Here is a 13,288-nt window from a genome sequence, read left to right on the forward strand (position 1 = left end):
CGTTTGCTTTTACAGTGTCGAAATGACGGTCTTCACTTCGGTGTATTGTTGCAGTCCATATTCACCCAACTCGCGTCCAATGCCAGACTGCTTGAAACCGCCAAAGGGAGCGCCGACATTCACGACGTTGTAGCAATTCATCCAAACCGTGCCGGCACGCAACCTATCTGCAGCCGAGCGCGCCTTCTTGATGTCACGGGTCCAGACAGGCCAGCAAGCCATAGGTCGTCTGATTTGCTCGTTCGATCACCTCATCGATATCTTTGAAGGGAATGATGCTCATGACTGGACCGAAGATTTCTTCTTTAGCAATCTTCATATCGTCTTGAACATCGGAGAAAACAGTGGGCTGGATGAAGTACCCGCGATTTCCAACACGTTTGCCGCCGCAAACCAGCTTCGCGCCTTCACTTTGCCCCGATTCGATGTAGCCCATAACCTTGTCGAGCTGTGCCTGATCTTTCTGGGGACCTTGTTCCGTCCCAGGATCGAACGGATCGCCCACGGTGCGAATTCTTGCTCGAGCGCCACTCTTTTCCACGAACTGGTCGTAGATCTTCCGCTCGACGAATACCCGAAACCCCGCGGTACAAGCTTGGCCCTGATTGAAGAACAATCCGAAGTGTGCGCCGTCGACGGCTTCATCCAGATCGGCATCCGCGAAGACGATATTCGGATTCTTGCTACCAAGTTCGAGAGCGACTCTTTTTAGGTTGGATTTTGCGGCTGCCTCCATGATGAGACGACCTACTTCAGTTGAACCGGTGAACGCTACCTTGTCCACATCCATATGGCGCGCAATGGCCGCGCCCGCGATCGGGCCGAATCCAGGCAGCAGGTTGACCACTCCCTCCGGAAATCCGGCTTCCAAAATCAACTCACCCATGCGTAAGGCGGATAGAGGCGTTTGCTCGGCCGGCTTCATTACTATCGTGTTCCCAGTGGCAAGGGCGGGTGCAAGCTTCCATGCTTGCAGCATCAGCGGAAAGTTCCAGGGAAGGATCTGACCGACCACGCCCACCGGCTCTTGGCGTGTGTAGCAAAAGTAGTCGCCGTCGATTGGGATCGTCTTGCCTTGAACCTTGTCAGCCCAGCCCGCGAAGTACCGATAGCAGGCTACAGTGGCAGCAACATTGATGGCTTTCGCGATGGAGAATGGCATGCCGTTGTCCAGGGATTCAAGACTGGCAAGATCATCGGCGTTGTCTTCAATAAGGTCGGCGAGACGGTGGAGCAGACGTCCTCGCTCTGATGCGCGCGTCTTGGGCCATGGTCCAAGTTCGAACGCCGTCCGCGCTGCCTTTACCGCTTTCTCTACGTCGGTGGCGTCGGCTTCGGAAACCTGGCAGATTTCTTCGCCAGTGGAGGGGTTGATGGCTGCAAAGGTCTTACCCGTTTCGCTCGCGATCCACCGATTGTTGATCAAGAGCCTAGTTGCAGGCACAGCGACCTTGCGCTTTGAGGGTTGCGAAATTACAGAGGTCATTGGGCGGTCCTTTCCTTGTTCTTCCTACTCATCGAAAGATCAGCCGTGCTCACCTGATCAGTGGGCCTGCTTGAGGTTGTCCTTTGGACTGTGGCTTATGGAACTCCCACTTTGCCAACAATGAGCCGTCAACTGCACCCCACCTCATCCGTAGGCACTTGTCTGTGTTGCGCGACTGTAAGTAACTGTCTGGTGTGCGCGGCTCCTCCGCTTTACCGTCGACCGTGTTATCCAAAGCACAACTAATGCTCGTCTGTATCTGGAAAATCACAGTAGGCTCCTTATTGCGAAGCTCGATTCCTAGCCAATGCGATAAAACTGTGCGCATCGTTGGATAAGACGGACGACTATATGTTCAATCGACGCAGCCCAGTCATTTCGGCGATGACCATCGCAATTTGTAGTCACTTTTCGGCAAAGAGGTGCCTCCGCTAATTTCCTGGAACTATCCCGAACAACCTACCAGGCTACTTATTCGGGCGTTACTGGAACGCTGTAGCCGTTATGGCCGAAAAGACCAGAACCTCACTACGAGCCTTGTGCTATGGCTCGAGCGCAGCCTGCATGATCGGTACGTCGAGAACAATCTCAAGTCGGACAGCCAGCCCGTCCTGGAATCCCCACAGGTGCATAATTGGCACATCGAAGCCGCGACCAGTAGCCTTGATCGTGCCGTGACCTCGGCCGATTACCGCGATGCGATCGTTGCCATCGATAACGCGTTCGATGGCTACATGATCTTCTAGGTACGTGTTTACTTTTCCGAAGAAGACCTTCGTCTCCTCTTGTCCATGGTAGACACCGCCCCATGGAACCTCAGGGCATTGTGTGATGTGGATCGTAGGAGATAAAAAATTGAAGAAGGTGAGAAAATCCCTGGTTTCGAACGCTTCGTAGATGCGATCGATTATGGTTATATGGTCAGGTGACATGGATGCTCCTTTGGCTAACGACGACACTGACTCAATGCCTCTTCAAAAGACGAACATGAATGAGAGCTTATGCAGCACGCTGAATCAGCTGTAAGATAGCTTAGCCGCCGTAAAGTGTGTTTTCTTGTATTGGAACGCAGTGTTTCTTGAAGAACTGTGCACGGACATGTGGATCTGGGTATGTCCTGGTCTATCAATGCACTTACCTGAACGCGGAGCCGCACTTCACATATCAAGACATGGACTAACATCGCCCAAGGCCGATGTCTTTGCGCGACGGAAAGCGTTTGGAGAAATGCCAAAGGCCGCCTTGAACGAACGGCTGAAATGGGCGGCGTCGCTGAATCCCCATTTCATTGCGATTTCGGTGATCGTTCGATCCTGGCGAACGTCAGTCAGTGCGACGCGACACTGCGCAAGACGACGCAATCGAACCCACTCTCCAACGGTTACGCCACGCTCGCTGAAAACCAGATGCAGATACCGAACCGAAATACCGTGCGCCCCGGCAATCGTGGAGGGAGACAAATCCGGTTCATCGAGTCTCTTTTCAATGAATGCCCGAATACGCTCGAACAAGCTCGTCCGGGGATTCCTGTCCAGCGATTCCTTGTTCCTTGTCAGCGCTGCACCGAGCATTTCTAGCGTGACCTCGACGGCGGCATCGCCGGGCTCTTCATCGCTTATGAGCACGTTATCGGCAAGAGTGTTAAGACAGGCACCAAGTAGCTTAGACAGATTTGTGCCTGCCTTGAGATGAGCTCCGACATGGAGTTCGGAGTCTGGCATCAAGCCTTCGAATCGCTCGATGGGTACGAGCAAACACATCTTACGGAACCGTTCCGGCATTCGAAAGTCGAGGGATTGTCTACCGTGCCATACTGTGATTTCACCAGGCTTAATCACCTGTTGCTGTCCTCGTTGACTGCAGAGCGTGTGGCCCATTCGCTGGAAGAGAACGCCGAGAAATCCGCCATCGTCGCGGGACACATGTCGTGATCCGCGAGCTACTCGCGTAGGGTCTCCCGAGACGGTCAACACGCGAGCACATGCCGTATGCCTGAATCCAATCTCAACGTTAAGAGGATTCGTCGCATCCGAAAGGACATCCAACGCAATTCCACCTTGCCTGAGCGCGCTATCTAGGTCATCTTGATCGAAATAGTGCGCTGTGGTGCGATTATTACAACTGGGCATAAACTGATTCTCAGTCTCTCAACGCTGTTGTCGAAACTCCCAAATCCGGCCGAAGACCGAAACCTCGCCGACTGCAACAGCCTCGCGGCATCTAAGTCCTCACCTTCCCCGATATCAGCGTTGTTGCAATTGCTCTAGGTCTGGGCCAACTCATGACGATCGCTAACCCCGGTTTTTCCTGCCTATGCGCCTAAAATCCATCTATTGAAATATTCCAACAATTTCGCCGAATAGAAGCTACAAAGGGATTGATGTAACAAGAAAAGGGGTTACGGCAACGATTCGAGACAAAATTGGCCATTTGATCTTGCCCATGTCCGAACGTCATGGTGCCCAAACCTATCCTCGAATCCAGTAAGCCGGCATTTCCCAGTGTTTTGTATTGCATAAAAAACCTTGTCAAATAGAATCGAGTCTGGAACGGAGTGATCTCTAACTCGAAATCTTCTTTCTTCATAGCGAGCCATATTCACAATGAGTTCGCGCCTTACTGGTAAGAACACGGAAGACGTGCCTAAATTCCCGTGCAGGCCGAAAGCATCTTGCGTGCGATCCTGCATAGGCTTGCCCCCGTCGCTCAAAAAATGAAATAGCCGTGAAAGGCCCAGTGAGTGACCCTAGAGGCTGTTAATGACTTTAATTCCCATCTGTAGAAAGGCGGCGATTGTGTTGTTGTCATCGCGCAGCATAGTTTGGATGGGGAATAAGGGTCAGGTTGGTTATCCGAGCGATGTGAGCGATGAGGAGTGGGCGTTTGTGGCGCCCTACCTGGCGTTGTGCCGGGAGGACGCTGCGCAGCGGTCGCACAGTTTGCGTGCGGTGTTCAACGCTCTGCGCTGGCTGGTGAAGACGGGGGCGCACTGGCGGATGATGCCGAACGATCTTCCGCCGTGGCCGGCGGTGTACCAGCAGACGCGGCGCTGGATCGGTGCCGGATGCTTCGAGATCATGGTGGAAGACCTGCGCTCTCTGTTGCGTGAGTTTGCCGAGCGCAAGCCGCAGCCCACGGCGATGGTGGTGGACAGCCGGACGCTGCAGTCCACGCCGGAGTCGGGTGCGCGGGCCGGATATGATGGCGCCAAGCGGCGCAAAGGAGCCAAGATGCACGCTGCGGTAGACACCCTGGGCAACCTGCTCGCATTGCATGTCACCGCCGCCAACGAGCAGGACCGCGCCCAGGTGGAGAAGCTCGCCGAAGCGGTGCAGCAGATCACCGGAGACCATGTGGAACTTGCCTACGTCGACCAGGGCTACACCGGAGAAGCCACTGACAGCGCGGCCGCCCGGCACGGCATTCAACTGGAGGTCGTCAAGCACACGGAGGCCAAACGCGGCTTCGTCCTGCTGCCGCGCCGATGGGTCGTCGAGAGAAGCTTCGCTTGGGCCGCACGATTCCGCCGCCTGGCCAGAGACTACGAACGCCTCTCGCAAACCCTCGCCGCCTTTCACTACTTCGCCTTCGCCTGCCTCATGCTCAGCAGAATCTTCAAAATCCTCAACTGAAGTCATTAACAGCTTCTAAGCCTGAGGTAATACACCACTTCCGAAAGTTGTACATTAGATTCAAAAAGCCAGCTTGTTGGAGGAAGGCCGCGTGCAATGCGCTCGCAACTCAAAAACTGATGTTTTGCAACGGCCCGTATTTCTGGAGTAAGGGTAATGAGATTGGAATATTCTCCGCAAATCACCGACGATGCCTCGCAAATACTGTGTTTGCACTCTGTCTAAGAGCTCCTTTAAGGCGGACATAGGTTGGCCTTCCCGTTCTCCGACTTTCACGCAGTCCTTGAGCAACTCGATATCTTGTGCCCTGACCTTGCCGCCATGATGGAATTTGTTGAACCCGGCAAAATCCAGTGGAAACGCCGCTTGTTCCAGCGACGTCCACATCTCCAGAAGTCCGTCTCCGGTCGTGGCAGCACGGGCGGCCGTGCCCGCCGCGCCATGCTCCTCAAAGCCCTGGATTTCCTGCACCGATAGAATTGTCAAGGCCCATAGTTCTTTGTTGTTACCCAGATCCTTCGCGTGCGGCCATTTGAGCAGCTCGCTGGCCGCAAGGATCGGAAACATGAACAGCGTCATCATTGCGAATTCCTGCCGCTTCATGATCTGGCAGGAGGATACTTCGGACGCATTGTAGATTGCGGCAAACCGTTGCGCGGCTTCGGGGAACCGGTCGTCTAGCAGGAAGCTGGACTTGTGGACGTGACGATACGCAACATCCGCTCTCGACAACAAAACTGGATCGGTTGGAGCGTGTAGGAGCGCTCTGAAGTTGGCAACTTGGTGGCAGAGCAAGCCCAGCGCCCCATTGAGGATGCGGCGCGCTGGAAGCGCCATGGTGCGCACATAATAGTCGTGCAGACCAACACCGATTCCGCCGATGATAATCTCGGTCGAAGAATCCCGGATCGCATCGCCGATGGATTTGAGGAGCGCTGTTCCCTCAAGGCTGCGCGTGGTGAAACCATCCAGCGTAACGATCACATAGTCGTGGGATTTGCGCGATATCTCGGCGACGTCTGATATGAGCCTATAGTCTGCAAACGTCGTCGTATGAGTAAAAAACCTGTGAACGGGACATCTCTGGCACCCTCGCGGGCCGAACCAGGAAGTCCACGGCCGCTCCCGCAAGCTGCAAGTGATAGCCGACCACCAAGCCCATGGCCCCCGCGCCAACGATAAGGATTTGTGGTGTTTGTGGGATGTTGCCCTTCAAGATACGTTTCCCATCTGTGGATTTCTTACCGAACAGTACATTAATACTCCCCGGCGAGATCGGGCGTCAATTGATTTCTTACCGATCGGTGTAATTATCGGCTCGGCCACATCCAAAGACCGGTTTCCACAAGACGTTCAAGATCGTGGCGCGAGGCACCACTCGCAGCTTGAACAGCCATGCCTTGGATGATTGCGTAGAGGCATCGTGACAAACCTGCCGGGTCGACCCCGTCCGGCAAATCTCCTTCGGCCTGCGCGCGTTGAAGTCGTGCGGTCAAAGCGGTCTCGTCGTCCAGCCTGCGGGCGACGATCTCCTTGCGGACCGACTTAGACTGCTCCGAACAGGCCACGCTGCTCATTACCTTCAGGCAACCGTGAGGGTCGGATCTGCTGGTCTGGATATCGAGCGAGCCACGCAGAAGCGCTTCGGCCACTGCTCGCGCAGTCGGCAATTCGAGGGCTGAGCGAATGAACGCCTGCTTCTCCCTCTCGTAGAGGTCCAGAGCCTTGCGAAACAATTCTTCCTTGTTGCCGAACGAGGCATACATGCTTGTTCGATTGATGCCCATCGCCTCTGTGAGATCGCTTAATGACGTACCTTCGAAACCTTTCCGCCAAAAAACCTTCAAAGCTGCGGTCAGCGCATTCTGCGCGTCGAACTGGCGTGGACGACCTCGGGAAGCCGCAGGCCTTCCATTCTTTAGATCTTCATCCATGTTCATCACGCTGATTTTATGCAGCTCCCCTTTGAGCGTCCATCCTCAGGCCAGGCGGGGCGGGGAGATTTCAAACTCCGTCAGAAGCCTAGAACTAGCTCCAAAAAGCAGATGGCTCTTTGTTACTGCGCACGTAATGGGGTACTGTCACACATCCGGCCGAAAACTTCCATTTGGTCATTCCCGGGAACTGCGAAAATTTGTAAGCCTCTGATTCTAAGGGCTGCAGAAAGGGCCGCGCCCGCCGCTCTCGTATTCAATATCAGCAATTGAATCGATCGTGAGCTGCCTTAATTGCTTGATTGCCCCTCAACAAAATCAATGATTTGCAGAAGCGCCTCGCAGAAGCGCCTCTACGCTAACGGAGGTTTTCGGCTGGATGTGGCCACTACACCTATCCCAGGTAAACGTGAAAAACGTTAGGGTCAGGCCGGGCCGAAATTGTTTTTTCGAAGACGCCTTTGTCGGAGATCAAATAAACACCACCGAAGATGTTCGCAGCTTTTTCAATCTTGGCCGAGGACTGAAAAAGTGCAAATGCAGCCGAAGGTTTCATAGGACCCCCGATATAGGCCGGGTAATAACAGCTTCTATTATTCGTGGAATGAGGCAACGTTTTCGCTGACGGACTGGTGCAACGTAGGCTTGGTCGCACAACGTACAAAGGCATACCAGACACCGCTCGACGTCCAGCGAGGATTCTCCGTGGGTTTCTCTTACCGTTCATTGAATTACACAACATATATTTTCAATGCAGGCTGGACCGACCCGACTGTTGTTCTTGCTTTAACTTTCAGGTTTTAACTACAGTTATTTCTGAACCGTAAGACCTGTGTCATTACAGTTCACATTCAACATCTGCTGGTCTGCCTTTATGCGCATTGTTGCTTTCGAAGGAGGTCGAGAATGGCCTCCCTTTGAAAGTAGCCAGTCGTAGCGCGCATGTTTGACCAGCCGTCCTCCGGTCTTCACCAGCCGTTGCTGCAGACTCGTCAACGACCAGTTCTCGATTCAGCGCGAGCGCAACGGAAGAGGTTCTCTCGCGTGGGTCACACACGCGAGCGTTCACAATCAGCGCGCGACCTGTACCTCGATCCAAACCCCATCCCCGAATTCGGCCTTCGTTCCCTGATTGTGGTTGTAGTCACTAACAAGTTGTTTCTCCTACTATTCTACTCATGTTTATGAGAGCCAGTGCTTGTTAGGCAGAGCGGTTATCAACACTTATCACTAAATGCGTTTCATCGGTGAGCGCTGAAGTGGCCGCTATTCGCCATATTTTGGTGGCACACCAAGCAGGACTCCCGCCCAGAACCAGGTAAAGATGAGACAAGAGCATACGTGAGTCCGTGAATGCTCCAAGTAATGACATTGAAGCTTGCTTTTTTGCTGTAATGAAATACGATCCCGCCGGAAGGGACCTCCTCCCCTCCAGCAGCCACCGCAGATCTATTCGAAGATACGAGAAGACTGATCTTTTGTTGCTGCACCTGATAAGCAACCAAGGCAGCGTACTCACCTTTGTAGTTCACCAGACGCCCACCCACTAGTCGGTAGACTTGCTCATGTCCCGATTCCTCTGCGGAATTGGGAAGACGAAAATTGAGAGGCACTTTACCGGCAAACCATGCGGTGACTACGCCAGGCGATTCGGACTGGACCTCAAGGGGGAGACTGCCGCTCAGAAAACTGCGGTGAGCCGCAATCGCGGTTTCGATGTAGCTATTTGCACGCGACTGCCGCAGAATTCCCGGCGCAACGAGAAGCCCTACAGCAACCAGAAGAATTGCTGCGATTAGCGCCGGCCAAGAGGGACGTGTAGCAGATTGCAATGGTCGTGTTAAAACCTTTGCGATACGCTTTCGGAGGCGGACAGGCGCATGTGTCGCGGCCGAGGGAAACAGCTGTGCCGCTCGTATGACTCGCTTGCGCAGAGCATCCGGAGCTGAGTACAACGGCCGTGATCGATGCAGGAGACCTGATAACTCCTCTTCCGCCTCAAGCTCCAGCCGGCAGGCGGAGCATTCTTCTACATGAGCGTGAAATTCTTCAAGATCCTGACCAGTTAATTCCTTGTCAAGATAAAGCTGGATGTTCGCGCCGTAGTCGTTGCAACCCTTCATTGTGAACCTCTCACCGACGACGAATTCGACTCCTTCAACGTTGCTGACAGCGACGCACGAAGTTTTGCGCGTGCTCTCCACAAACGTGACATCACGGTTCCGGCAGGACAGTCCAAGATACTTGCAATCTCCTGATACGAGAGCTCTTCATAGTCTCGCAGCAAGATAATCTCGCGAAATTGCATTGGCAGTTCCTGAATCGCCGCCTGCACCTGCTGTGTCTCCATCTTGCTCACGTAAAGATCATGTGAGTTTTTGGATGGCTCTGCAATACTGTTGGAAACACCGTCACCAATCTCGATCTCAATCATTTGAGGACCATTGCGCAACTTTCTCAGTTGGTTGAACCATATATTCCTCAGGATCGTGAAGAGCCAGCCCTTCATGTTGCTGCCCGCTCGCAGCTTCCCCATCGCCTGCAACGCACGAACAAAGGTTTCCTGTACCAAGTCCTCTGCATCTGCATGATTGCGGGTCAAGACCAGCGCGTAGCTGTACAATCCGTCGAGATACTCGATGCCCATCGAGTCGGCCTGGCTTACTCCGTCGTGATTCCATGACATATTTGTTCACTCTTTACTGAACACAACACCGTGGGAGATATTTGCGGTAAGTCCCCTTCATTGCTCCATCTTCAGCACGAGGCACGATGTGGTTCCGGTGGCGTAGACCTTCCCATCCGGGCCAACGATGCGACCCTCGGCGGTTACAGTTCGGTTTCCTGCGTGGGTTACATGTGCCTCCGTGCGTAATCGAGATACTGCCTCGGTTACGGCGCGCACGAACCGAACATGCAAATCGAGGGTGGTGAAGCCGCGACCTGCGGGCAGCACGCTTTGGGCCGCGTACCGAGCGCTGAGTCGAGTAGCGCGGAGAGCCATCCTCCATGCACGGTTGCGAGCTGATTGTATTGCCACTCGGCCGGCGAACCCTCAAGGACCGCGCGGCCCTCGGCCGCCTCAACAAGCGAGATGCCCAACGTGGCGATGATCGGTGGAGTCGGTAGCTTACCCTCCAAAGTAAGCTGCACCGTCTCAAGGCCGCTCGTCGTTCCAACTACGGCGGGGCGTACACGTTGATACTCGTAAGCACGGGTGACGACATCAAGAAGTTCATCCACGTTTACTCTCCTATGTTCTGTCTAACGCCATCTCCAACCGCCCGTCCTAAGGAAACTGTTCTCGGTCTCCTCTCGCGCGAGTCCGGCGTCGAACAGTGCCAGGTAACTCCGATCAGGCAGGCTCTTTGAATTTCTAGCGCATGCCGCCTGAAGCGAGGAGGATCTCGCCTGTGATCCAGCGCGACGCTTCAGAAGATAGGAAAACTGCAACCGGCGCTATATCTTCGGGCTGCCCGAATCGACCTAGTGGTGTCTGCGAGATGAGGTGCTTCTCAAAATCGCTGCCGATCACGCCGAGCGCATGAGCACCCTCGGTCTCCGTGCCGCCCGGATTGATCGAGTTTACGCGGATCTTCTTAGGCCCGAGCTCCTTCGCCAAAACCTGGGTGATTATGTCGATTGAACCCTTCGTTGACAAATACAGAACCATCGCTGGACCAGGATTATGCGTGCCCGCGGTTCCAATGTTGATAATGCTGCCGCCCTTCTCTCCAAACAATTTCACTGCTTCCTGCGTCGCCAGTAGCGTTCCTAATACATTCGTGTTGTACTGGCGGTGAAACTCCGTCTCCCTGACCGACTCCAACCGACCGAACGAATACACACCGGCGTTGTTGACCAGCACATCCAGTCCGCCGAACTCGCGCACTACCTCCGCAAAGAGTCGTTTCACATCGCCGCTCTTCGAGACGTCCCCTTGCGCCGCAAACGCCTTGCCGCCCTGTTCTGCAATCACCGACACAACCCGGTTTGCGTCCTCTTTGCTGGAGCCATAGTTCACCACGACGGAGGCGCCTGCTGCCGCCAATCCCTTTGCTATTCCTGCGCCTATACCCTTTGAAGCTCCCGTGACGAGTGCAACCTTACCGTCTAAAACGCCCATTTTCTTTCCTCATCGTTTCCACGCGTCATGCTCTGACCACTCCATAATGGTATCTGCACAATACCTAGTGTCAATTACGCACCTGAACTACACTAAGGAGAACCGAGGTAACTGGCCATGGGTAAAGCAATCGAGATGAGTGTTCGACTAGACCGTGTGCTTGTGGACCAGATCGCCGGACGCTGGCATCTTCTGATCCTCTGCGCACTTTGCGATCACGAAGGCAAGGCGCGATTCAATGCTTTGAAGCGCTCCGTTCCCGGCATCTCCCAGAAGACTCTTACGCAGTGTCTGCGCCAGCTTGAGCGCAGCGGCCTTGTCGCACGACGGGTCCTTACCGATTCTCCTCTCGGCGTCGAATACTCCTTTACGCCGTTAGGGGATACGCTCGAAGCTCCGGTCACGGCCTTGTACAACTGGACCCGCCAATACTCTGCTGCCGTGCGAACCGCGCAAGAGACCTATGACGCTGATCGACGTCGTAAAGAGACCAGATTAGCTAAGAGACTGCTGCAAGATCGCTGACTCGCAGTGGCTCGGAATCTAGCTCCCGAGTGACGTTCAAACCTGATCTAACAGGTCTGGCGCTGCGCTGATCATTGATCGGTGGTTTGGAGGCCACGGATCATGAAGCAGAAGCCCAGCTCGCGAAGAAAGCGCAGCAGCACCAAGTCCGTCCTTCGTCTGCCGGACCTGGAACACGCCAAGGCCGCGGTGTTGAACAGCCTTAACTCCACGGACGCAAAGAGGGGCTATCGTCACGCCATCGATGAGTTCGTTGATTGGTATTGCTCGGAACCGCGATTGGCGTTCAACAGCATAGTTGTCTTGCGCGACCGCTCTCATCTCGAATCTCGTCAACTCGCACCAGGCACCGTCAATCTCCGTCTGGGCGCCGTGCGTCGGCTCGCATACGAAGCGGCTGACTGCGGCCTTCTCAGCGCCGATTTGGGGGGGGTGAAGAAGTTAGGTATGCGCCTCGGGAACTGATTAACGGCAGAGCAAGGTCACGCGCTTTGGCAAGCACCCGGTTGTCAGCGTCTGAAAGGAAAGCGTGACCGAGCGTTGCTCGCTGTGCTCCTCGCGTGTGGATCTCTCCCATCGTGGCGCCGGGCTTCCACCTGCTCCAGTTTGCGGGACGAGTAGACAAACTGAACGGTATTAATTCGCTTAAGCTCGGCAATGACTTTGCTCCCGGTACGCCCTGTCGCTCCTAAAATCAGACCCGTGGTTTGCTTTGGTTCTGTTTCTCAATCGGCATGCTGGTATTCTCCTCTCGTGATTGAATCCGTGTCAGCGCCGCCTCGATAGCTTCATGCAGCTTCGCCCACAACATTCGAAGCCTAGTTCAAGGCTATTCGAGTGGCGGTGCGATGGACCGTTTTGCACATGCCCCACTTATGCCCAGTGATATCGAAGGATATGGTGTCGCCGCTCAGCCGGCCCGTCACATTGATAGGATGGGTGTTGCGGCTGAACGAGAAGGTCAGTGTTTCGCCTACGACCTTGCCATTCTCGATCTCGGATGGATCGCCCTGAGCTGGTTGCCACGTGCCCGAGACAGAATCCCCTGACTGGCTCAACTTTAAGATTGTTACTCCGGGGTCCTTATCACTTTTTACCTTCCAAGTTCCGGTGAGGTTCACCCTTTGGCATGGACTTCCGGCGAGACCGGAAACGCCATGAACACGCCGCACAATGCCGCAATCATTAAACGTTTCTTCATTGCGCTTCTCCTTGATGAATGTTATTGGCTTGTAGAGTTCTGCTCCGTTAGGAAAGGTTTAGAGCAGTTCCAAGGTAGTTATACCCAGGGAGTAGTGTCGTAGGGCAGAGTGGTATTGGCGAGTTTTCTGCGACACGAGACGATGGGGCGAGCGTTTTCCGACGATTTGCGCTGCCGGATTCTAGAGGCGTATGCGCGGGGTGGGGTGTCGCTGCGACTGCTGGCCGAGCGCTACGCGGTGAGCTTCGAGTATGTGCGGAAGATTCGCAAACAGCAACTACGGAGCGGGCGGCTGGAGCGAGTGCGTCAACGGCGGCATGGACCCGAGCGGCGGGTGACTGCGGAAGTTGCAGGTCGCATCCGCGACGAGGTCGCACGGCGGCC

At 54.6% G+C, this 13,288-nt stretch carries 15 protein-coding genes and 1 pseudogene; 4 read left to right on the forward strand and 12 right to left on the reverse strand.

The features are described from left to right. Positions 1–9: 9 nt before the first annotated feature. The 3 genes and pseudogenes from Q363_RS35165 to Q363_RS37370 form a co-directional block, all read right to left on the reverse strand. Positions 10–1,486: pseudogene (locus tag Q363_RS35165) on the reverse strand (aldehyde dehydrogenase family protein). A gap of 542 nt (positions 1,487–2,028) precedes the next feature. Next, entirely contained in the window at positions 2,029–2,418 is a 390-nt protein-coding gene (locus Q363_RS35175; RefSeq protein ID WP_035359830.1) for a nuclear transport factor 2 family protein, read from the reverse strand. Positions 2,419–2,643: 225 nt separating this feature from the next. After that, entirely contained in the window at positions 2,644–3,408 is a 765-nt protein-coding gene (locus Q363_RS37370) for a helix-turn-helix domain-containing protein (protein ID WP_051979792.1), read from the reverse strand. A gap of 903 nt (positions 3,409–4,311) precedes the next feature. Here Q363_RS37370 and Q363_RS35185 point away from each other — a divergent pair. Beyond that, positions 4,312–5,118, forward strand: coding sequence for an IS5 family transposase (locus Q363_RS35185; protein ID WP_035359832.1), 807 nt, complete (start codon positions 4,312–4,314; stop codon positions 5,116–5,118). 60 nt (positions 5,119–5,178) lie between these two features. On the opposite strand, the gene Q363_RS35190 is transcribed toward Q363_RS35185, so the two are convergent. From Q363_RS35190 to Q363_RS35220, 8 genes are all read right to left on the reverse strand, one after another. Beyond that, positions 5,179–6,102, reverse strand: a complete 924-nt coding sequence (locus tag Q363_RS35190; RefSeq protein ID WP_035359834.1) for a hypothetical protein — start codon at positions 6,100–6,102, stop codon at positions 5,179–5,181. A gap of 46 nt (positions 6,103–6,148) precedes the next feature. Then, entirely contained in the window at positions 6,149–6,334 is a 186-nt protein-coding gene (locus Q363_RS47435; RefSeq protein ID WP_035359836.1) for a ketopantoate reductase family protein, read from the reverse strand. Between the two features lie 94 nt (positions 6,335–6,428). Continuing rightward, positions 6,429–7,058 (reverse strand): TetR/AcrR family transcriptional regulator, encoded by a 630-nt coding sequence (locus Q363_RS35200; protein ID WP_211256500.1) that lies wholly within the window; start codon positions 7,056–7,058, stop codon positions 6,429–6,431. Between the two features lie 1,235 nt (positions 7,059–8,293). After that, on the reverse strand, positions 8,294–9,175 hold the full coding sequence (locus Q363_RS42575; RefSeq protein WP_035359837.1) for a zf-HC2 domain-containing protein: 882 nt from the start codon (positions 9,173–9,175) through the stop codon (positions 8,294–8,296). Beyond that, positions 9,172–9,738 carry a sigma-70 family RNA polymerase sigma factor gene (locus tag Q363_RS35210; RefSeq protein WP_035359838.1) on the reverse strand — a complete coding sequence of 189 codons (567 nt, stop codon included), beginning with the start codon at positions 9,736–9,738 and terminating at the stop codon, positions 9,172–9,174. Before Q363_RS35210 ends, Q363_RS42575 begins: the two co-directional genes overlap by 4 nt. Positions 9,739–9,795: 57 nt before the next feature. Continuing rightward, the gene (locus Q363_RS47440; protein WP_084081074.1) at positions 9,796–10,056 is read right to left on the reverse strand and encodes a PaaI family thioesterase; all 261 of its coding nucleotides are present in this window, start codon (positions 10,054–10,056) and stop codon (positions 9,796–9,798) included. Beyond that, the gene (locus tag Q363_RS42580) at positions 9,945–10,295 is read right to left on the reverse strand and encodes a PaaI family thioesterase (protein ID WP_051979793.1); all 351 of its coding nucleotides are present in this window, start codon (positions 10,293–10,295) and stop codon (positions 9,945–9,947) included. Before Q363_RS42580 ends, Q363_RS47440 begins: the two co-directional genes overlap by 112 nt. Before the next feature lie 133 nt (positions 10,296–10,428). Next, positions 10,429–11,178 (reverse strand): SDR family NAD(P)-dependent oxidoreductase, encoded by a 750-nt coding sequence (locus Q363_RS35220; protein WP_035359839.1) that lies wholly within the window; start codon positions 11,176–11,178, stop codon positions 10,429–10,431. A 117-nt stretch (positions 11,179–11,295) separates the two neighbouring features. Between Q363_RS35220 and Q363_RS35225 the strand changes: the two genes are divergently transcribed. Both Q363_RS35225 and Q363_RS35230 read left to right on the forward strand, forming a co-directional pair. Then, the gene (locus tag Q363_RS35225) at positions 11,296–11,703 is read left to right on the forward strand and encodes a winged helix-turn-helix transcriptional regulator (RefSeq protein WP_051979794.1); all 408 of its coding nucleotides are present in this window, start codon (positions 11,296–11,298) and stop codon (positions 11,701–11,703) included. A gap of 102 nt (positions 11,704–11,805) precedes the next feature. Beyond that, complete coding sequence (locus Q363_RS35230) at positions 11,806–12,168, forward strand: hypothetical protein (protein ID WP_051979795.1); 363 nt, start codon at positions 11,806–11,808, stop codon at positions 12,166–12,168. Positions 12,169–12,521: 353 nt separating this feature from the next. Here the strand turns inward: Q363_RS35230 and Q363_RS35235 are convergent, their stop codons facing one another. Next, a complete protein-coding gene (locus tag Q363_RS35235) occupies positions 12,522–12,761 on the reverse strand; it encodes a hypothetical protein (protein WP_157468302.1) in 240 nt (79 codons plus the stop codon). A gap of 258 nt (positions 12,762–13,019) precedes the next feature. Between Q363_RS35235 and Q363_RS41890 the strand changes: the two genes are divergently transcribed. Then, positions 13,020–13,288 (forward strand): hypothetical protein (locus Q363_RS41890; RefSeq protein ID WP_157468305.1); only part of this gene is annotated, 269 nt, incomplete at its 3' end.

Origin of the sequence: Edaphobacter aggregans DSM 19364 (assembly GCF_000745965.1) — a bacterium.
Lineage (GTDB): Bacteria > Acidobacteriota > Terriglobia > Terriglobales > Acidobacteriaceae > Edaphobacter > Edaphobacter aggregans.